The 17,839-nt window shown below is 66.5% G+C and carries 16 protein-coding genes and 1 pseudogene; 8 read left to right on the plus strand and 9 right to left on the minus strand.

The features are described 5' to 3' along the window. Position 1: 1 nt before the first annotated feature. Positions 2 to 1,123 carry an acyl-CoA dehydrogenase family protein gene (locus NA10_RS30040; protein ID WP_067573960.1) on the plus strand — a complete coding sequence of 374 codons (1,122 nt, stop codon included), beginning with the start codon at positions 2 to 4 and terminating at the stop codon, positions 1,121 to 1,123. 354 nt (positions 1,124 to 1,477) lie between these two features. Here NA10_RS30040 and NA10_RS30045 read toward each other — a convergent pair whose 3' ends face one another. Continuing rightward, a complete protein-coding gene (locus NA10_RS30045; protein WP_067573992.1) occupies positions 1,478 to 2,173 on the minus strand; it encodes a maleylpyruvate isomerase family mycothiol-dependent enzyme in 696 nt (231 codons plus the stop codon). A gap of 59 nt (positions 2,174 to 2,232) precedes the next feature. Then, positions 2,233 to 3,429 carry a glycosyltransferase gene (locus NA10_RS30050; RefSeq protein ID WP_067573962.1) on the minus strand — a complete coding sequence of 399 codons (1,197 nt, stop codon included), beginning with the start codon at positions 3,427 to 3,429 and terminating at the stop codon, positions 2,233 to 2,235. Between the two features lie 177 nt (positions 3,430 to 3,606). Here NA10_RS30050 and NA10_RS30055 point away from each other — a divergent pair, with 177 nt between their 5' ends. Then, positions 3,607 to 4,026: a VOC family protein gene (locus NA10_RS30055; RefSeq protein WP_067573964.1), complete on the plus strand. Its 420-nt coding sequence runs from the start codon at positions 3,607 to 3,609 to the stop codon at positions 4,024 to 4,026. 142 nt (positions 4,027 to 4,168) lie between these two features. Here the strand turns inward: NA10_RS30055 and NA10_RS30060 are convergent, their stop codons facing one another. From NA10_RS30060 to NA10_RS30070, 3 genes are all read right to left on the minus strand, one after another. After that, on the minus strand, positions 4,169 to 5,164 hold the full coding sequence (locus NA10_RS30060; RefSeq protein ID WP_067573966.1) for a sigma-70 family RNA polymerase sigma factor: 996 nt from the start codon (positions 5,162 to 5,164) through the stop codon (positions 4,169 to 4,171). A gap of 96 nt (positions 5,165 to 5,260) precedes the next feature. After that, positions 5,261 to 6,907, minus strand: a complete 1,647-nt coding sequence (locus NA10_RS30065; protein WP_067573968.1) for an acyl-CoA synthetase — start codon at positions 6,905 to 6,907, stop codon at positions 5,261 to 5,263. Positions 6,908 to 7,092: 185 nt separating this feature from the next. Beyond that, complete coding sequence (locus NA10_RS30070; RefSeq protein WP_067573970.1) at positions 7,093 to 8,130, minus strand: LLM class F420-dependent oxidoreductase; 1,038 nt, start codon at positions 8,128 to 8,130, stop codon at positions 7,093 to 7,095. Between the two features lie 62 nt (positions 8,131 to 8,192). On the opposite strand from NA10_RS30070, the gene NA10_RS30075 reads away from it, so the two are divergent. From NA10_RS30075 to NA10_RS30090, 4 genes are read left to right on the plus strand one after another with little or no spacing between them, the layout of a single operon-like run. Then, complete coding sequence (locus tag NA10_RS30075; RefSeq protein WP_067573972.1) at positions 8,193 to 9,158, plus strand: Zn-ribbon domain-containing OB-fold protein; 966 nt, start codon at positions 8,193 to 8,195, stop codon at positions 9,156 to 9,158. A 15-nt stretch (positions 9,159 to 9,173) separates the two neighbouring features. Next, complete coding sequence (locus tag NA10_RS30080; RefSeq protein WP_084515459.1) at positions 9,174 to 10,307, plus strand: thiolase family protein; 1,134 nt, start codon at positions 9,174 to 9,176, stop codon at positions 10,305 to 10,307. Then, positions 10,304 to 11,470 (plus strand): thiolase family protein, encoded by a 1,167-nt coding sequence (locus tag NA10_RS30085; protein WP_067573973.1) that lies wholly within the window; start codon positions 10,304 to 10,306, stop codon positions 11,468 to 11,470. The genes NA10_RS30080 and NA10_RS30085 overlap by 4 nt, the downstream gene beginning before the upstream one ends. After that, positions 11,467 to 11,874 carry a nuclear transport factor 2 family protein gene (locus NA10_RS30090; RefSeq protein WP_067573975.1) on the plus strand — a complete coding sequence of 136 codons (408 nt, stop codon included), beginning with the start codon at positions 11,467 to 11,469 and terminating at the stop codon, positions 11,872 to 11,874. Before NA10_RS30085 ends, NA10_RS30090 begins: the two co-directional genes overlap by 4 nt. Positions 11,875 to 12,041: 167 nt before the next feature. Here the strand turns inward: NA10_RS30090 and NA10_RS30095 are convergent, their stop codons facing one another. After that, positions 12,042 to 13,253: a cytochrome P450 gene (locus tag NA10_RS30095; RefSeq protein ID WP_067573977.1), complete on the minus strand. Its 1,212-nt coding sequence runs from the start codon at positions 13,251 to 13,253 to the stop codon at positions 12,042 to 12,044. A gap of 197 nt (positions 13,254 to 13,450) precedes the next feature. Here NA10_RS30095 and NA10_RS30100 point away from each other — a divergent pair, with 197 nt between their 5' ends. Continuing rightward, positions 13,451 to 14,617 (plus strand): steroid 3-ketoacyl-CoA thiolase, encoded by a 1,167-nt coding sequence (locus NA10_RS30100; RefSeq protein WP_067573978.1) that lies wholly within the window; start codon positions 13,451 to 13,453, stop codon positions 14,615 to 14,617. Between the two features lie 361 nt (positions 14,618 to 14,978). Next, positions 14,979 to 15,395 carry a helix-turn-helix domain-containing protein gene (locus tag NA10_RS30105; RefSeq protein ID WP_011207048.1) on the plus strand — a complete coding sequence of 139 codons (417 nt, stop codon included), beginning with the start codon at positions 14,979 to 14,981 and terminating at the stop codon, positions 15,393 to 15,395. Between the two features lie 575 nt (positions 15,396 to 15,970). On the opposite strand, the gene NA10_RS30110 is transcribed toward NA10_RS30105, so the two are convergent. The 3 genes and pseudogenes from NA10_RS30110 to NA10_RS38325 all read right to left on the minus strand — a co-directional run. Next, complete coding sequence (locus NA10_RS30110) at positions 15,971 to 16,993, minus strand: hypothetical protein (protein WP_067573980.1); 1,023 nt, start codon at positions 16,991 to 16,993, stop codon at positions 15,971 to 15,973. A gap of 73 nt (positions 16,994 to 17,066) precedes the next feature. Next, positions 17,067 to 17,579, minus strand: coding sequence for an ImmA/IrrE family metallo-endopeptidase (locus NA10_RS30115; protein ID WP_067573982.1), 513 nt, complete (start codon positions 17,577 to 17,579; stop codon positions 17,067 to 17,069). A gap of 4 nt (positions 17,580 to 17,583) precedes the next feature. Beyond that, positions 17,584 to 17,839: pseudogene (locus NA10_RS38325) on the minus strand (hypothetical protein); the annotation flags it as partial.

Consider the following 17,839-nt stretch of genomic DNA (forward strand, 5'->3'; position numbering starts at 1 on the left):
CATGGATTTCACCCTTACCGAGGCGCAGCAGGATCTGGCCCGCCTCACCGCCGAGGTCACCGGCAAGCTCGTCACCGCCGACCGGCTGCGGGAGCTCGACAAGAACACCGACGCCACCGGCGCCCCGACCGTGCGCTTCGACGAATCGCTCTGGAGCTCGCTCGCCGGGACCGGCATCCTGGCCGCCGCCCTGCCGGAGACGGTGGGCGGCAGCGATTTCGGCGTGCTGGAGCAGACCGCCATCCTGCGCGAGATCGGCAAGTCCGTCGCGCCGGTGCCGTACCTGTGGTCCATCGTGCTGGGCGCGGGCGCACTGGCCGCCTTCGGCTCGCAGGACCAGCGCGCGCTGGCCACCCGGGCCGCCGACGGTGAGCTCATCCTCACCGCCGCGCTGAGCGAAGAGCGCAACTGGGAGCCCACCAAGCCGGTCACCTCCGCGGTCGACAACGGCGGCTGGCAGCTCACCGGGGTCAAGACCACCGTGCCGTTCGCTCGGCAGGCGGCGCGAATCCTGGTGCCCGCCAGCGTCGATGGCGTCCCCGCCGTCTTCCTGGTCGATCCGGCCGACGCCTCGGTGCGAGTCGAGGATCAGATCGTCACCGACCGCTCCCCCGAGGCCGAGGTCGAATTCACCGGCACCCCGGCCGAATTGGTCGGCACCGTGGAGCAGGGCACGCAGATCCTGAACTGGCTGCTGGAGCGGGCCTGGCTCGGGCTGGCCGCCACCCAGCTCGGTGTGCTCGAGAAGGGCCTCGAACTGGTCGCCGACTACGCCCGCGAACGGGAGCAGTTCAGCCGCAAGATCGGCAGCTTCCAGGCCGTGGCCCAGCGCCTCGCCGACGCCTACATCGACGTCCAGGGCGTTCGCCTCGCCGTCCAGCAGGCCGCCTGGCTGCTGACGCAGGGGCAGCCCGCCACCGCCGAAGTGCACACCGCCAAGTTCTGGGCCGCCGACGCCGGGCACCGTATCGCCCACACCGTCGTGCACGTGCACGGCGGCGTCGGCATCGACCGCGATCACATCGTGAACCAGTACTTCACCGCCGCCAAGCACAATGAGTTCGCGCTCGGCGGCGCGACCGATCACCTGCGCGCCCTGGGCGCCTCCTTCGCCGAGGCATAGACAAGCGGCACAGGGCAATACGGGGCGGCGGCACTTCGGTGCCGCCGCCCTTCGCATGCGCCCGACCCCGCCTTCGGGCACCGACCACTCGTCATCCCGGCGCGCTTTCGGCCGGGATCCTCAGTGCTCCAACCAAACCGGCGACCCCGGCCGAAAGCATGCCGGAGTGTGGGCAAGCGGCACAAGGCACGGGGCGGCGGCACTTCGGTGCCGCCTTTCGCATGCGCCCGACCCCGCCTTCGGGCACCGACCACTCGTCATCCCGGCGCGCTTTCGGCCGGGATCCTCAGTGCTCCAACCAAACCGGCGACCCCGGCCGAAAGCATGCCGGAATGACGGAGAGATTCCCGCGGTTCAGGGGGCCAGGGGTCCGGCGAGGACTGTCTCACCGGCGACGCGATCCCCACCCCAGGCCAGGGCCGGATCGTTCGCGGGCAGGCGCCGCCACAGCGCCAGCAGCAGATCCGAAGCGGTACCGGCGATTTCGGCCACCGGCTCACCCGGACCGTAGATCCAGCTCTCGGCGATATCGGTGGCGCGCACCCGCAGCGCCACCTCGGGCTCGGCGGCCAGGCCGCGGTGGATCATGCGGGGTGCGAAGAGTTCGAAGACCTCATTGATTCCGTCGACCGCCAGATCGGTGGCGAAGCCCTCGGCCGCACCGAACGCGTTCTGACCGTCCCACAGGTGCACGAGGGTTTCCAATGCTCGGCGGCGTCGCCAGAAACCGACGGTGCGCGGCATGGAGCGGGTGAAGGTCCACGCCTCCTGCTCCGGATCCACCGAGACCGCCGCGGCAATCGCATCGGCGGTCTCCTCGTACCACTCCCGGAGTGCCACAGCGTCTTTCGGTGCGGGCTCACCCTGATAGTCGCCGCGCAGTTCAGCGACGGCGGTCTGCACCCACATATTGCCCTGGCCGAGGTGGTCGGTCAGATCGTAGAAGGTCCAGGCGCCGCAGGACGGCACCGGCGCCGCGAGATCGGTTTCCGGTGTGATGAGCTCACCGAATTCGGTGAGCTTCGCGCAGAGCAGGGCCAGGTAGTCCATGCCGATCACGGTAAACCGGATCTATCGGGTATGCCGGGCAGCGCCCGGCACCACGCCGATCAGGATTCGAATTCGCGCACCGGCACAATGCGGTCGAAGATCGGGTCGGGGTGGTCGGCGGAGGGCTCCAATTCGCGCATGAGCAGATCGCTCATGGCATCGCGGCGCAGTACCCGGCCGAGTTCGGCGGCGGCGCGATAGTGCGCGGGCGTGCGCAGCACCTTGCGGACGGCCGCGGCGATCTGCTGCGCGGTCGCGGTGCGGGACAGGGTGATTCCGGCGTGATGCGCCCGCACCCGAGCGGCATTGTCGGCGTGATCGCGGCCGTGCGGCAACAGCACCACGGGAAGATCGGCGGCGAACGCCTTCGCCAGGGTGCCGTGCCCGCCGTGCGTGATCACCAGACTGGCATGCCGCATGAGTTCGTGATGCGGGGCCGCGGCGAGCACCGATACGGTGGGCGGCGCACAGATCGCGGTCACCGGTACGGCGGGACCCGTGGTGATCACCCCGCGCACCGGCAGCCGCCCGAGTGCGTCGGCTATGCGCTGCAGGCATTCGGCCTGGCGCTGATCGGTACTGGAGAGCGAGACCAGCACCAGCGGATCACCCCCTTCCGGGAGCGTCCACTCGGCCTCGCGCGCCCAGATCGGATCATCCAGAATCGGCCCGACGTAGCGCACCCCGTCCGGTCGCTGCGCCACGAAATCGAATGCCTCACTGGACAATACGAGCTGCCGATGCGCCAGCTGCACCTGATCCTGATAGTGCGCCAGCCGCTCCAGCCCGAAATCCGCACGCAGCGCGTTCAATTGCGGCAGCAGTTCGGAATCCCAGCGTCGCTGCACCATGGACCCCACCAGGCGGTCCCGCCAGCGGCCGACCGGTCCCCCGGCCCGCCCGAATCCGGTGCCGGGCGGCGGTCCGCCCTCCACCGGCAGCGGGTAGATACCCGGTATGAGCACCATGAACGGCAGGTCGCGGGCCTGCGCCGCCACCATGGCGCCGAAGGCGAAATAGGAGGCGAGCACCAGATCCGGTCGCTCGGAATCGATTTCGGCGGCGGTATCGCGGGCGAAGCCGGAGCCCGCGCGCGAGCGCAGTCGCGCACCGGTGGCCGTGACCTCGGCCGCCAGGGATTCCTCGGCGAGCACGGTGACCCGGTGCCCGCGGTCGACCAGCCTGCGCACCACCCCCAGCTCCGGCGGCACGGTTCCACCGCTGCCGGTGAGGGCGACCAGGTAGCTGTGCTTCATCAGGCACCTCCTGCCAGCCACTCTGTCACGGTCGGCGGCTCCCCGACCTCCCGATCGGTAAATGATGTGTCACAGACCACACCGGATGACCACCGATTAGTTTCCCGCGTGTGCCTCGTCCTCACCTATGACACCAACGGACGCGCACTGGGTTCGCCGATGAGAGGACGAAAAACCATGGCCAGCAAGATGATCTTCATCAACCTCCCCGTCGCCGATCTGGAGCGGTCCAAGAACTTCTACGAGACGCTGGGCTGGAAGGTCAATCAGGATTTCACCGATGAGAACGCGGCCTGCATCGTCATCGACGACAACATCTGCGCCATGCTGCTCACCAAGGATTTCTTCACCACCTTCAGCACCCGGCCGATCGGTGACACCACCGCCACCGTGAGCGGCCTCTACGCCCTGTCCCTGGGCAGCGCCGCCGAGGTGGACACCCTGGTGGCGGCGGCCCTGTCCGCGGGCGGCACCGAGGAGGTCAATGCCGACAAGCGCGCTCAGGAGGCCGAGGTCGGCATGCACGGGCGCACCTTCCTCGATCCCGACGGTCACCAGTGGGAGCCCTTCTACATGGCGTACCCGAGCGCGAACTGAACCGTCGCCCCACTGAATTACCGCCGTCCCACCGAATTGCGAACGGCCCGCCGGAATCACTCCCAGCGGGCCGTTCACGCATGTCGCCGCGCTGCGCCGGACCACCCCGGCGCATCCACCCACGCGACGACGGAGTCCAGTTCTACCGGAGTTCCGGTGCAAGTCCGAAAAGCGGGAACAGGCGGTCGGTATCCAAGAAGAAGTTGAGACCGGCGATGCGGTCGCCGTCCAACTCCAGCACGGTGATGGACCAGGGCACCCAGACGCCCGGCTCGTCCGCGCTGGGCTTGTAGTGGCCGAAGGCGGGCATTCCATTGGCGCCCAACGGGATCATGCGGGAATCGCGGCAGGCCGAACCGGTGGTGAGCATGAACTGCGCGACATTCTCGGGACCGGAGATCCAGAGCGAGAACGGCGGCATGGACAGTGCCACATCGGCTTTGAGCAATTCGGTGAGCGCGGCCATATCGTAGGACTCGAACGCGGCCACGAAATCGTCGACCAATTTGCGCTGTTGCGCATTGGCCTCGTCGAACACGTCCGAGACGGTGGAGACCTCCTGCGCCTTGGACATGGTGGCGCGGGCGCGCTGGAGTGCGCTGTTGACCGATGCCGGAGACACATTGAGCATGTCGGCGGTCTCATTGGCGGAGAAGCGGAGCACCTCGCGCATGATCAGAATGGCGCGCTGGGTGGCGGGCAGATGCTGGACCGCGGCGACGAAGGCCAGGCGCAGCGTGTCCTTCGCACTGGCGGCCTCGGCCGGGTCGGCGCCGAAGGCGAGACCGTTCGGAATCGGTTCCACCCATACGTAATCCGGCTCCGGCGGGGGCAGCGGGGTGTCGGGCGTACTCGCCCCGGTGAGGTCCATCGGCCGCGCCCGGCGCTGCGGACCGTCAAGCATGTCCAGACAGACGTTGGTGCAGATCTTGTAGAGCCAGGACCGCACGCTCGACCGGCCCTCGAACGCGTCGTACGACTTCCACGCCCGGGTGAAGGTCTCCTGTACCGCGTCCTCGGCCTCGAACGAGGAGCCGAGCATTCGATAGGCGTAGGCGCACAACTCACGCCGATGACCCTCGAAGGATTTGAGTACCTCGTCGGTGATCGTGGTGGATCCGCCGCCTGTCTCGCTCATGCCCAACACTCTGGCACAAGCCACCGACAAGAAATAGGTGGCGAAAACACCTGTGCCCGCCTGTTTCGCAACAGGCGGGCACAGGAGTCTCAGCAGTTACTTGGTGCTCGGCGCGTGCGCGTGATCGTCGGCCTCGCGGGCCTCGGTCTGCGCCTGGGCCCACTTGTAATCCGGCTTGCCCGCGGGAGAGCGCTTGATCTCGTCCACGTACCACAGGCTGCGCGGCATCTTGTAGGACGAGATCTCCCGCGTCAGCGTGGGACGCAGATCCTCCAGGGTCGGCCGATTCTCGCTGCGGCACTGCACGACCGCCACGACGCGCTGTCCCCAGCGCTCGTCCGGCACGCCCACCACGAGCGCGTCGAAGATCTCCGGATGCGCCTTGAGCGCGCCCTCGACCTCCTCGGGGTAGATCTTCTCGCCACCGGAGTTGATGGAGACCGAACCGCGACCGAGCATGGTCACCGAACCGTCCTCCTCGACGCGGGCGAAGTCGCCGGGGATGGAGTAGCGAATCCCGTTGAACTCCTTGAACGTCGCCGCGGTCTTGACCGGGTCGTTGTAGTAGCCCAGCGGGATGTGGCCGGTGCGGGCGATCAGGCCGGTCTTCCCGGAACCCGCCTCGACCTCGTTGCCCTCCTCGTCGATGACCTTGGTGGAGGCGTCGATCCGCACGCGCGGGCCGCCGGTGTGGGTGGCGCCCTTGGTGGCGACCGACAGACCGCCGAAACCGGTCTCCGAGGAGCCGATGGAGTCGGTGATCATGGTGGTGCTGAGCAGTTCGATGAACTCGTCCTTGAGCGTGGGCGAGAACAGCGCGGCGCTGGAGGCCATCGCCCAGAGCACCGAATGCTTGTACGGCTCACCGGTTTCCGGGTTACCGGCCTTCAACGCGTCCAGCATCGGGCGCGCCATGGCGTCACCGGTGATGAAGATCAGGTTGATGTTGTGCTTGTCGATGGCCTGCCAGACGCCGTGCCCGCTGAACTCGGGCAGCATGATGGCCTTGCCGCCGTCGAAGAGGCTGTGGAACACCGCGGTCTGCGAGCCACCGTGGATCAGCGGCGGAATCGGGTAGCGCACCAGCTGGCCGTTGCCCGCGCCGACCTTGGCCTGCTGCCATTCGTCCTCGATGCGATCGCCGGTGACGAAGTTGATGCCGCCGCCGAGCACGCGCCACCAGTCCTCGTGCCGCCACATGACGCCCTTGGGCAGGCCGGTGGTGCCGCCGGTGTAGAGCATGAAGATGTCGTCGGCCGAGCGCTCGTCGAAGTCGCGCACATCGGAGCTGGCCGCCAGGGCCGTCTCGTATTCGACGGCGCCGGCGGGCGCGGGCAGATCGGTGCCGTCCTCGATGGTCAGCACGGTCTTGATGGCCGGGACCTTGGGCAGCACATTGGCGATCCTGTCGCTGTAGCGCCGTTCGGCGATGAGCGCGACCATGTCCGAGTTCTCGAAGATGTACTGCAGCTCGTTCTCGACGTACCGGTAGTTCACATTGATGACCACCGCGCGGATCTTGAAGATCGCCACCATGGCCTCGACTGCCTCGATGGTGTTACGCGCGTAGATGCCTACCTTGTCACCGGGCTTGACGCCCTGTTCCTGCAGGTAATGGCCAAGCTGGTTGCAGCGCGCTTCGAACTGGGCGTAGGTGAATTCCCGATGGTCGTCCACCAGAGCTACCCGCTCCGGCATCAGATCGATGGCGTGCTCGACAAGGTCCGCTATGTTGTAGCTCACAGGTCGAAAATAGAACGTGTTCTCACTAATCGCAAGGTGCGAGTTCCCGCTCACCGGACAAACCGGTGTGGCCCCCGCCACAGCCTATGACCGGACATGCCGAAAAGAAACATGACAAAAGAGAACCCACCCGGGCAGGCGGACTCGAGGCCCGGGCCGAATGGGTGATCAATCTAGAACGCGTTCTACGCCTGAATGAGTGGCTTCAGCGCCTCGAACTGCGCGACATCCCGCACGCCGACGAGCAGCATCGTGACGCCCGCCCGCTCCCACACCTTCAGCTGTTCGCGCACATGCGCCTCATCGCCGATGATCGTGGTGTCCAGGATCAGCTCGTCCGGCACCGCCGCGGCCGCCTCGTCCTTACGCCCGGTGCGGAACAGCCGGGTGATCTCCTCGACCTGCTCGCCGTAGCCCATCCGCCGGTACACCTCGGCGTGAAAGTTCATGTCTTCCGCGCCCATACCGCCGATGTACAGCGCCAGGAACGGCCGCAGTCGATCCAGTTCGCCCTCGGTGTCGTCGGTCAGGATGACCTGCGCGGTCGCGGCGATCTCGAAGTCCTCCCGCGAACGCCGGGCACCCGCGCGGGCGAAGCCCTCGTCCAGCCAGCCGTTGTACATATCGGCCAGCCGCGGGGTGTAGTAGATGGCCAGCCAGCCGTCGGCGATCTCGGCGGTCAGCGCCACATTCTTGGGACCCTCAGCACCGAGCCAGATGGGCAGGTCCGCACGCAGCGGATGGGTGATCGACTTGAGCGGTTTGCCGAATCCGGTGGCGTTCGCGCCGTTGTACGGCAGCGGGAAGTTCGGTCCGTCGCTGCGCACCTTGTCCTCGCGAGCGAGGACCTGACGAATGATCGAGACGTATTCGCGGGTGCGCTGCAACGGCTTGGCAAACGACTGTCCGTACCAGCCCTCGACCACCTGCGGACCCGAGACGCCGAGCCCGAGGATATGCCGTCCGCCGCTGAGGTGATCCAGGGTCAGCGCGGCCATGGCGGTGGCCGTGGGGGTGCGCGCGGACATCTGAACGACCGAGGTTCCCAGGCGGACCCGGCTGGTGCTCGACCCCAGCCAGGCCAAGGGCGTGTAGGCGTCCGAACCCCAGGATTCGGCGGTGAAGACGGCGTCGAATCCGGTTTCCTCGGCGGCCGCCACCAACTCCGCGGTATTGGCGGGCGGCTGGGCGCCCCAGTATCCGAGTTGCAACCCAAAGCGCATGTCCGGTTCCCTTCCCAAGTGGGCTCTTGCCACCTTCATTAGAACCTGTTCTACTCGATCGCGTGACTCTGGGGAACACCGAAGTACTCGCAGCACCGCTGGTGATGAAGTTCGACTACACCCGCTCCACCGGACCGACCATCGGACGCTTCCTCACCGGATTGCGTGCCGGACGGGTCGTCGGGGTGCGCGGTTCCGATGGGCGCGTCATCGTGCCGCCCGCGGAATTCGATCCGATCACCGCGGATGCCCTGACCGAATTCGTCGACGTGGCCGATGTGGGCACCGTGCAGTCGTGGAGCTGGGTGGCAGAACCGCTGCCGGGCCAGCCCTTCGACCGCCCGTTCGCCTACGCGCTCATCAAGCTGGACGGCGCGGACACCGCCCTGCTGCACGCGGTGGATGTGGCCTCGCCGGCCGATATCAGCACCGGCCTGCGGGTGCGCGCCCGCTGGGCCGCCGAGCGCACCGGCGACATCCATGACATCGCCTGCTTCGAGCCGGGCGAGACCTCCACCGCCCCAGCCGATTCCGACGCCGACGCGGAACCGGTGACCGGCATCATCACCCCGATCGACCTGTCCTTCAAACACACCGCCGCACCGCAGGAGACCGTCTTCCTGAAGGGGCTCACCGAAGGCAAGCTGATCGGCGCCCGGGCCAGGATGGACGGCAAGGTCTACTTCCCGCCCCGCGGCGCGGATCCGCGCACCGGTGAGCCGACCGACGATTACGTCGAGGTGTCCGACAAGGGCATCGTGACCACCTTCTGCATCGTCAATGTGCCGTTCATGGGCCAGCGCCTCAAGCCCCCGTATGTGGCGGCGTACGTGCTGCTGGACGGCACCGATATCCCGTTCCTGCACCTGGTGCTGGGCGTGGACGCGAGTGAGGTCCGCATGGGCATGAAGGTCGAGGCCGTGTGGAAGCCGCGCGAGGAGTGGGGGCTGTCGATGGCCAATATCGACCACTTCCGGCCGACCGGCGAGCCCGACGCCGACTACGACTCGTTCGCGCACCACCTGTAGAGAGGCGTTGAATTTATGAACACTGCATCGCAAAGCGATTCCGCCGGGGGCGGCGGTCGGGGCTCGGGTGGGCACGGCAACACAACCGATATCGCGGTGGTGGGTTTCGCCCACGCACCGCATGTGCCGGAGACCTTCGGCACCACCAATGGCGTCGAGATGCTGGCGCCCTGCTTCACCGAGCTCTACGCCGAACTGGGCATCACCAAGTCCGATATCGACTTCTGGTGCTCGGGTTCCTCGGATTACCTTGCCGGACGCGCCTTCTCGTTCATCTCGGCGATCGACTCCATCGGCGCGGTGCCGCCGATCAACGAATCGCATGTGGAGATGGACGCGGCCTGGGCGCTGTACGAGGCGTGGGTGAAACTCCGTACCGGACAGGCGGAGACGGCGCTGGTCTACGGCTTCGGCAAGGCCTCGGCGGGCACGCTGCGCCAGGTGCTGACGCTGCAGACCGATCCGTACCTGGTCGCGCCGCTCGGCCCGGACTCGGTCTCCATGGCCGGGCTCCAGGCCCGCGCCGGTATCGACGCCGGTCGCTGGACCGAGCGCGAGATGGCCGAGGTCGCCGCGCGGGCCGCCGCCAATGCCGCCGCCAAGGGTGGCAGCGCCACCGCGCGCACCGAGCAGGATGTCGACAAGCTTTTGGCCGCGGAGTACGTGGCTGATCCGTTCCGCGCCCATGACATCGCGCCCATCACCGACGGCGCGGCCGCGATCGTGCTCGCCGTCGGCGACAAGGCGCGGGAACTGCGCGAGCGCCCGGCCTGGATCAGCGGTATCGCGCACTACATCGACTCCCCGATCCTGGGTGCGCGCGATCTGACGATCTCCGATTCGACCGCGCGCGCCGCCAAGGCCGCGATCAACGGTGGCGCAACCGATTTCGATATCGCCGAACTGCACACGCAGTTCAGCCACGAGGAGCTCATCCTGGCGCGGGCGCTGGGGCTGAACGGCTCCACCCGGATCAACCCGTCCGGTGGCCCGCTCTCGGGCAATCCGATGTTCGCGGCCGGGCTGGAGCGTATCGGCTTCGCCGCCACCGAAATCTTCAATGGCGCCGCGAATCGCGCACTGGCACATGCCAGTAGCGGTCCGGCGCTGCAGCAGAACCTGGTCGCCACCCTGGAGGCACGCTCATGACCAACCCCGCTGCCGTACTCGGCACCGGCCAGACGCATCACGTGACCAAGCGGTCCGATGTCTCGATGGCGGGCATGCTCCGCGAGGCCATCGACCGCGCGCTCGAGGATTCCGGCTTGACCATGGCCGATATCGACGCGGTCGTGATCGGCAAGGCTCCCGACTTCTTCGAGGGCTCCATGATGCCGGAGCTGTTCCTCTCCGATGCCTTGGGCGCCACCGGAAAACCGCTGCTGCGCGTGCACACCGCCGGTTCGGTCGGCGGCTCCACGGCCGTCGTGGCCGCCAGCCACGTGCAGGCGGGCGTGCACGGCAAGGTGCTCGCGCTCTCCTGGGAGAAGCAGTCCGAGTCGAATGCCATGTGGGCGCTGTCGAATCCGGTCCCCTTCACCATGCCTGTCGGCGCGGGCGCGGGTGGTTACTTCGCCCCGCACGTGCGCGCCTACATCCGCCGCGCCAACGCACCGCTGCATATCGGCGCCATGGTCGCGGTGAAGGATCGCCGCAATGGCGCGCGCAACCCGTACGCGCACCTCAAGCAGGCCGATATCACCATGGAATCGGTCATGGCGTCCCAAATGCTGTGGGACCCCATCCGCTTCGACGAGACCTGCCCGTCCTCGGACGGCGCGTGCGCCATCGTCATCGGTGACGAGGCCTCGGCCAAGGCCGTGGAGGCCACCGGTAAGAAGGTCGCCTGGATTCACGGCACCGCCATGCGCACCGAACCGCTCGCCTACGCCGGACGCGATCAGGTGAACCCGAAGGCCGGACAGGCCGCGGCCGCGGCGCTGTGGAAGCAGGCCGGGATCACCAATCCGCTGGAGGAGATCGACGCGGCCGAGATCTATGTCCCGTTCTCCTGGTTCGAGCCCATGTGGCTGGAGAACCTGGGCTTCATGCCCGAGGGCGAGGGCTGGAAGCTCACCGATGCGGGCGAAACCGCCATCGGCGGAAAGCTTCCCGTGAATCCCTCGGGCGGCGTGCTGTCCTCCAACCCCATCGGCGCCTCGGGCATGATCCGCTTCGCCGAGGCCGCCAAACAGGTCATGGGCCGCGCGGGCGACTACCAGGTGGAGAATGCCCGCAAGGCGTTCGGGCACGCGTACGGCGGTGGCTCGCAGTACTTCTCGATGTGGGTGGTCGGGAGTGAGCAGCCGTGAGTGAGCATCCCGCACGAGTAGCCGGTCTCGCCTCGCAGTCGGCGGTGCGCGCCAAGGACAAAGACGCCTGGGTGGCGCTGTTCGCCGCCGACGGCATTGTCGAGGATCCGGTCGGACCGTCCTTCTTCGATCCCGAGGGCGTGGGCCACCGCGGTCCCGAAGCCATTGCGGCGTTCTGGGACAAGGCGATCGCGCAAACCGACAAGATCGAATTCCTCTTCGACGATTCCTTCGCCTGCGGTAGCGAGGTGGCCTACACCGGTCGCATTCGCACCACCCTGGGCGGCCAGATCATCGATGCCGAAGGCGTTTTCACGTACCGGGTGAATCCGGACGGCAAGATCGCGGCCCTGCGCGCGTTCTGGGAAACCGAACGCGCCATGAAGACGATGAAACCCGCTTAGCTTCTCGTGTGCCGCCTGCTTTCGCAGGCGGCACACAGTTGTGGTTGCGGGAGAGATAATTTCGGTGTGGGCGAAAGAAAAGGAGCGGGCGACTGGATTCCAGTCTCCCGCTCCTTTCTTATTGCCCTGAGTTGTGAGAGGCAGGGCAGGTCAGTCTTTTTCGCCGATCAGTGCGCGACCGGGCAACCGCCACCGGGCTTGGTGCCGTAGTCGACCTGGAACTGCTTGACCCCGTTCAGCCACCCCGAACGCAGCCGCTGCGGGTCGCCGAGCTTGGTGATGTCGGGCATGTAGTCCGCGATGGCATTGAAGATGATCTCGATCTCCAGCCGGGCCAGATTCGCGCCGACGCAGTAGTGCGCTCCGGTGCCGCCGAACGACAGGTGCGGGTTCGGATCGCGCAGGATATTGAAGGTGTTCGGATCGTCGAACACCTCCTCGTCGAAATTGGCCGAGCGGTAGGACAGCACGACGCGCTGCCCCTTCTTGATCTCGACGCCGCCGATCTCCACATCCTCGAGCGCGGTGCGCTGGAAGCTGCTGACCGGGGTGGCCCAGCGGATGATCTCGTCCACCGCGGTCTTGGGACGCTGCTGCTTGAAAAGCTCCCACTGCTCCGGGTTTTCGAGGAAGGCGATCATGCCGTGCGTGGTGGCATTGCGGGTGGTCTCATTACCCGCCACGGCCAGCACCATGACGAAGAAGCCGAACTCCTCCGGCAGCAGCGCGTCGCCGTCCACATCGGCATTGATGAGCTCGGTGACGATATCGTCGGCCGGGCAGACGCGCCGGGCCTCGGCCATCTGGTACGAGTAGCCCAGGATCTCGGTGGAGGCGACCACCGGATCGGCATCGCTGTCCGGATCGTCGTAGCTGGTCATCTCGTTGGACCACTTGAAGAGCTTCATGCGGTCTTCCTGTGGCACGCCGATCAATTCGGCGATGGCCTGCAGCGGCAGTTCGGCCGCCACCTGCTCCACGAAGTCACCCGAACCCGAGGCGGCGGCGGCCTGCACGATGGCCGCGGCGCGGGCGGTCAACTCGGCGCGCAGGCCGTTGATGACGCGCGGGGTGAAGCCCTTGGAGATGATCTTGCGCAGTTTGGTGTGCTCGGGGGCGTCCTTGTTCAGCAGGACGAAGCGCTGCAGTTCGATCTGCTCCCGGGTGATGCTGTCCTGGAAGCGCGGGATGGCGGTGTTCTCGAAGGTGGAGAACACGTCGTCGCGGCGCGAGACCGTCTTGACGTCGGCATGCTTGCTGATCACCCAGAAGCCGTCGTCCTGGAAACCTCCGGTCTCGGGAGACTTGGGATTCCACCAGATCGGCGCGGCCTCACGGAGTTCGGCGAATTCGGCCGCGGGCACTCGCTGCTGCCACATTTCCGGGTCAGTGACGTCGAAACCTTCCGGCACGTTCGGCCGGGCCTGGGTGTCAACCACCAGCTGTCTCCTTTGACTAACTGAAACACGTTCTACCGTTATTCAAGCACAGGCGGTAAGACTAGGGAAGGAACCAAAAAAGACTTACATTACCTGTAGAGAACTTGTTCCAGTTCTGATCCGGAAGGAAGACCATCGTGGGTACACCCGTCATCGTCGAGGCCGCGCGCACACCCATTGGCAAGCGCAACGGCTGGCTGGCCGGCCTGCACGCCGCCGAACTCCTGGGAGCGGCGCAGAAGGGCCTGCTGGAGCGGGCCGAGCTGAATCCCGCGCTCGTGGAGCAGGTTATCGGCGGCTGCGTCATGCAGGTCGGCGAACAGTCCAACAATGTCACCCGCACGGCATGGCTGCACGCCGGACTGCCGTGGCAGTCGGGCGCGGTCACCATCGACAATCAGTGCGGTTCGGCACAGCAGGCCACCGGCCTGGTCGCCGGGCTCATCGCCACCGGCGCCATCGAGGTCGGCATGTCCTGCGGCCTGGAGTCCATGAGCCATGTTCCGTTGGGCGCCAACGTCGGAACGCACGCCGGACCCCGTCGTCCGGCCTCGTGGAATATCGATATGCCGGACCAGTTCACCGCCGCCGAGCGAATTGCCAAGCGGCGCGGCATCACTCGCGACGACACCGACGAGTGGGGCGAGCGCTCACAGCGTCTGGCCGCGCAGGCGTGGGCACAGGGGCGTTTCGATCGCGAGGTGCTGACCATTGTCGGCGCACCGCAGGTCGACAAGGAGGGCAACCCCACCGGCGAGACCGCCGACATCAGCCGCGATCAGGGTCTGCGCGAGACCACCCGCGAGGGCCTGGCGAAGCTGAAGCCGGTGCTGGAAGGGGGAATTCACACCGCGGGCTCCTCCTCGCAGATCTCCGACGGCGCCTCGGCCGTGCTGCTCATGGACGAAAAGGCCGCTGAGCGTGCGGGTTTGCGGCCGCGGGCGCGGATCATCTCGCAGTGCCTGGTGGGCGGCGAGCCCGAATTCCACCTGGACGGACCGGTTCAGGCATGTGAGCGCCTGCTGGAGCGCAGTGGTATGAGCATCGGCGATATCGATCTGTTCGAGATCAACGAAGCCTTCGCGTCCGTGGTGCTGTCCTGGGCGTCGGTGCACAAGCCGGATCTGGATCGGGTGAACGTCAACGGCGGCGCGATCGCCCTCGGGCATCCGGTGGGCAGCACCGGAACTCGGCTCATCACAACGGCTTTGCATGAGCTGGAACGGTCCGACAAGCAGACCGCGATGATCCTCATGTGCTGCGGTGGCGCGCTCGCGACCGGCACCATCATCGAGCGAATCTAGGCCAGATCAATCAAATTAGGCCGAGGTTGAACGTTCATCCCACTTGTGGTGAAACGTGGCGTACGCCACACAAACTCGGGTACAGACAAGAAGATGAGACGTCAGCTATCTTAAAGTTACCGACGGCCCGTCGTGGAAGACCTTCGCGACGGGCCAGAACCGGGACTCTTAAGCCCTCCGCAAGAACGGTGGCGCTGGCCCGCAAACACCCAAGCCACGGCAGCTTCACCGGATCACCGCCTAGAAGCTTCAAGGAAATCGCGGATCAGGCGTAGGTTTTCAGTTACTGAGCCGCTAATATCAATGATACGTATCCGAGATAACGACTGTTAGTACAGCGAAGGGAATTGGGCGGCTCACAATGGCTGATTTCGCGGCGCGGCTGAACAAGCTGTTCGAAACCGTGCATCCCCCGGGGCGTAAGCCGCACACCAACGCAGAGGTGGCGGCGGCGCTCACGGCCTCCGGCCATCCGATCTCGAAACCGTATCTCTCGCAGTTGCGGTCGGGACAGCGGACCAACCCCTCTGACGAGACGGTGGCCGCGCTGGCGAAGTTCTTCAAGGTGAAACCGGACTACTTCTTCAACGACATCTACGCGGCCAAGATCGATCACGATCTTGAACTGCTGTCCCAGCTGCAGGGCTATGGACTTCGTCGTCTGTCGAGTAGGGCGTTCGACCTCTCCGAAGAATCACAGAACCTCCTCACCTCTATGGCGGAGAAATTGCGGGCCAGCGAAGGGCTGCCCGAAATTCCTCCGGACGGCACGGAATAGGCCCCGTACCGGGGCATCTCGGCGCGGCCGTCTCGGAGGTCGCACCGGGCCGATCCGGTACATGGGCTGCTCCACGCTCGATCAGGTACTGCAGGGTGCCCGATCAGGTTTCGATGACGGCGCTGCTTGCAGGGCAGCGCCTCTCATCGCGGAGCCATTCGGCCGACTGAAGAGTGTTGCACCGACCTCAGTGCGCTGGGGTCATGTGGCGTAGATCGCTGCGCCGGTGCATTATGCACATTCCTGGCATTTCCCTGCCCACATCACGGGGGCCGAGATAGAGCCGATGATGTGTGCGCTATGTCGTTTTGTGTGATGTGAGCGTTTCGCCCCCAATGCACCATCTGCGACGAGTGCACCATTGTGCTGCGTGCACAAACTTATATGTGCTCTTGCACAAACTCTTTGTGCTTTCCGCCAAGGAGCGCGACAATTCGGTCGCATTCGTTCGGGGCTAAAGTAAGCCACGGACTCGAATAAGACATTGGCGCAACTAAGACGGCAGCTGCGACAGATTGGCCCCGTGCCCAAGGCATGGGGCCCTTTCTATTCGGACCGGAAAGTTCCGCTCGATGTCAGCGCTTGGCGGTGCTGCGGCTGGGGGTCGCGGCGCCCGCATCGTAGGCGCGGGCAATGGCCTGCACCCAGCCGCGCGGGCCGACGCCCTCCGGCGGCGCGATCCAGCGGCCGTCGATCAGCACATCGCCGAAGGGGTTTCGAGCCCACTCCGCCACCCGGGCCGCGCGTTCGGCCACGGCCTCGGGCGGGGCACCCGCCGCCACCAGCTCCAGCCCGCCACCGGATTGCAGGTACAGCGCGTCCATGATTTGCGCCACCTGGTCCGATGCCTTCAGCTGGGTGGCCGAACCGGTCTGATCCTTGGCGACCACTTCGGGGAAGCGCGCGATCAGCACCCGGTGCAGGGTGCGAATCTGCTTCAGCAGCAGGCGCGCTCGCGCCCAGAGCTCGATCACGATCCATACCGCGCCCACCGCGATGAGCAGGCTGGCGAGCTGCCAGATCGGCCAGAACCAGTCGCCCGCGTCGGGTTTGGCCATCGGCTCGTTCATGAGTTCGCGGCGCACCGACAGTGCGGCCAGCACTCCGACCACCAGGGTGCCCACGCAGTAGAGCGCGATACCGCGGCCCAGTGCGGTCCAATCCAGGTTGCGCACACCGGTGATCACGATGAACAGGCATTCCAGGGCGACGATGACCCAGCCGAAGGTGATGGACCACAGCAGCGTCAAAGCCATGGCCACCGCGCCGCCCGCGTAGATGACCCAGGCGATCTGCCGCAGATTCCGGCGCGACACCACCGGCCACGCGGCGGCCGCCACCACCGAGGTCGCGGTGCCGAACAGAATCCAGGACGAGGTGGTGAGCCGATCGGAGAACCAGCTGCCGTGCACGCCATTGGGCAGCAGATGATCAACCGCCACACCGACTTCGGGAATGCAGATGGTCGCGGCGAGCGCGACGGAAGCCACGGCAACGACAATCGCCACTCGGGCGGTCGTCGCCGGTTTCACCAGCACCCGACCCACTCGGGCACCGGCCGCCATCCAGACCAGCAAGGCTGTCAACCAGAAGGTCATGCTGTGCCCTCTCCCGAATGTCCGAGGGGCGCTACGTGGTTACGCACGCCGCCTCCTCCGCGCCCTGACTCGGTCATCCGAGTGCCTCATCGAATCGAAGGACCGAGACGCCTGCGCCCCGGCTGTTGAACACACGCAGGCGGGTCATGAGCATGCTGGCGAAGGTCTCGGCCTCCCATTCGCACTGTTCGTCCTCGCCGAGTTCCACGATCTTCTGATGGGAGCGCTGGCTGAGCATGTAGGCGATGAGATCGTCACTGGCCTCCAGCACCACCTCGGTGGCCGCCTCGCCCGGATGGTCGAAGACGATATGTCCCAATTCGTGCGCGAGGGTGTGCTCGCGGCTGGGCAGCGCCTCGGCCAGCACGATCACATCCTTGTCCGGATAACTGCGGCGCTGACCGCAGATGCCCGGACCCAGTTGGGCACTGGCGATCTCGATCATGCGGCGGCGCTCGGCGGAGATGGCCAGCACCACCTCGTCGAGATTGGTGGCGTCGAAATCGGCGGCCACCGCGCACACCGCGTCCACCGCCGCCGCCACCCGGCGGTAGGACCCGATGCTATGAGCCCGGCTCTCCGTCATGCCCTCACACCCTCGGTCCGAAGAACGCGGCCCGCGCGGCGTCTACCCGCGCCTGTGCCGCCGAAGCGCTTTGGAAGCTCACCGCACCGGAACCCGTGCCCGCCAGGGTGAGCGCGATCAGCCCGCCGATCACCGACAGTACTTTCACCGGCGGCAGGGGCGCGTTCGCCGAAGTCGGGTTGACGTCCGGATTCGGTTGCGCCAGCACAGGTGCCGGCGGCGGTGGGGGCGGCGGCGCGGGTGCGGGCGCGACCTCGGGC

It is taken from the genome of Nocardia acidivorans NBRC 108247 (assembly GCF_001625085.1).
In the GTDB taxonomy this organism is placed as follows: Bacteria; Actinomycetota; Actinomycetes; order Mycobacteriales; family Mycobacteriaceae; genus Nocardia; species Nocardia acidivorans.

What these genes read in the sequence shown, in the direction of transcription:
- NA10_RS30040 (WP_067573960.1), top strand. Translation starts at nt 2, where the DNA reads ATGGATTTCACCCTTACCGAGGCGCAGCAGGATCTGGCCCGCCTCACC.
- NA10_RS30045 (WP_067573992.1), bottom strand. Translation starts at nt 2,173, where the DNA reads ATGGACTACCTGGCCCTGCTCTGCGCGAAGCTCACCGAATTCGGTGAG.
- NA10_RS30050 (WP_067573962.1), bottom strand. Translation starts at nt 3,429, where the DNA reads ATGAAGCACAGCTACCTGGTCGCCCTCACCGGCAGCGGTGGAACCGTG.
- NA10_RS30055 (WP_067573964.1), top strand. Translation starts at nt 3,607, where the DNA reads ATGGCCAGCAAGATGATCTTCATCAACCTCCCCGTCGCCGATCTGGAG.
- NA10_RS30060 (WP_067573966.1), bottom strand. Translation starts at nt 5,164, where the DNA reads ATGAGCGAGACAGGCGGCGGATCCACCACGATCACCGACGAGGTACTC.
- NA10_RS30070 (WP_067573970.1), bottom strand. Translation starts at nt 8,130, where the DNA reads ATGCGCTTTGGGTTGCAACTCGGATACTGGGGCGCCCAGCCGCCCGCC.
- NA10_RS30080 (WP_084515459.1), top strand. Translation starts at nt 9,174, where the DNA reads ATGAACACTGCATCGCAAAGCGATTCCGCCGGGGGCGGCGGTCGGGGC.
- NA10_RS30085 (WP_067573973.1), top strand. Translation starts at nt 10,304, where the DNA reads ATGACCAACCCCGCTGCCGTACTCGGCACCGGCCAGACGCATCACGTG.
- NA10_RS30095 (WP_067573977.1), bottom strand. Translation starts at nt 13,253, where the DNA reads ATGTGGCAGCAGCGAGTGCCCGCGGCCGAATTCGCCGAACTCCGTGAG.
- NA10_RS30105 (WP_011207048.1), top strand. Translation starts at nt 14,979, where the DNA reads ATGGCTGATTTCGCGGCGCGGCTGAACAAGCTGTTCGAAACCGTGCAT.
- NA10_RS30110 (WP_067573980.1), bottom strand. Translation starts at nt 16,993, where the DNA reads ATGACCTTCTGGTTGACAGCCTTGCTGGTCTGGATGGCGGCCGGTGCC.
- NA10_RS30115 (WP_067573982.1), bottom strand. Translation starts at nt 17,579, where the DNA reads ATGACGGAGAGCCGGGCTCATAGCATCGGGTCCTACCGCCGGGTGGCG.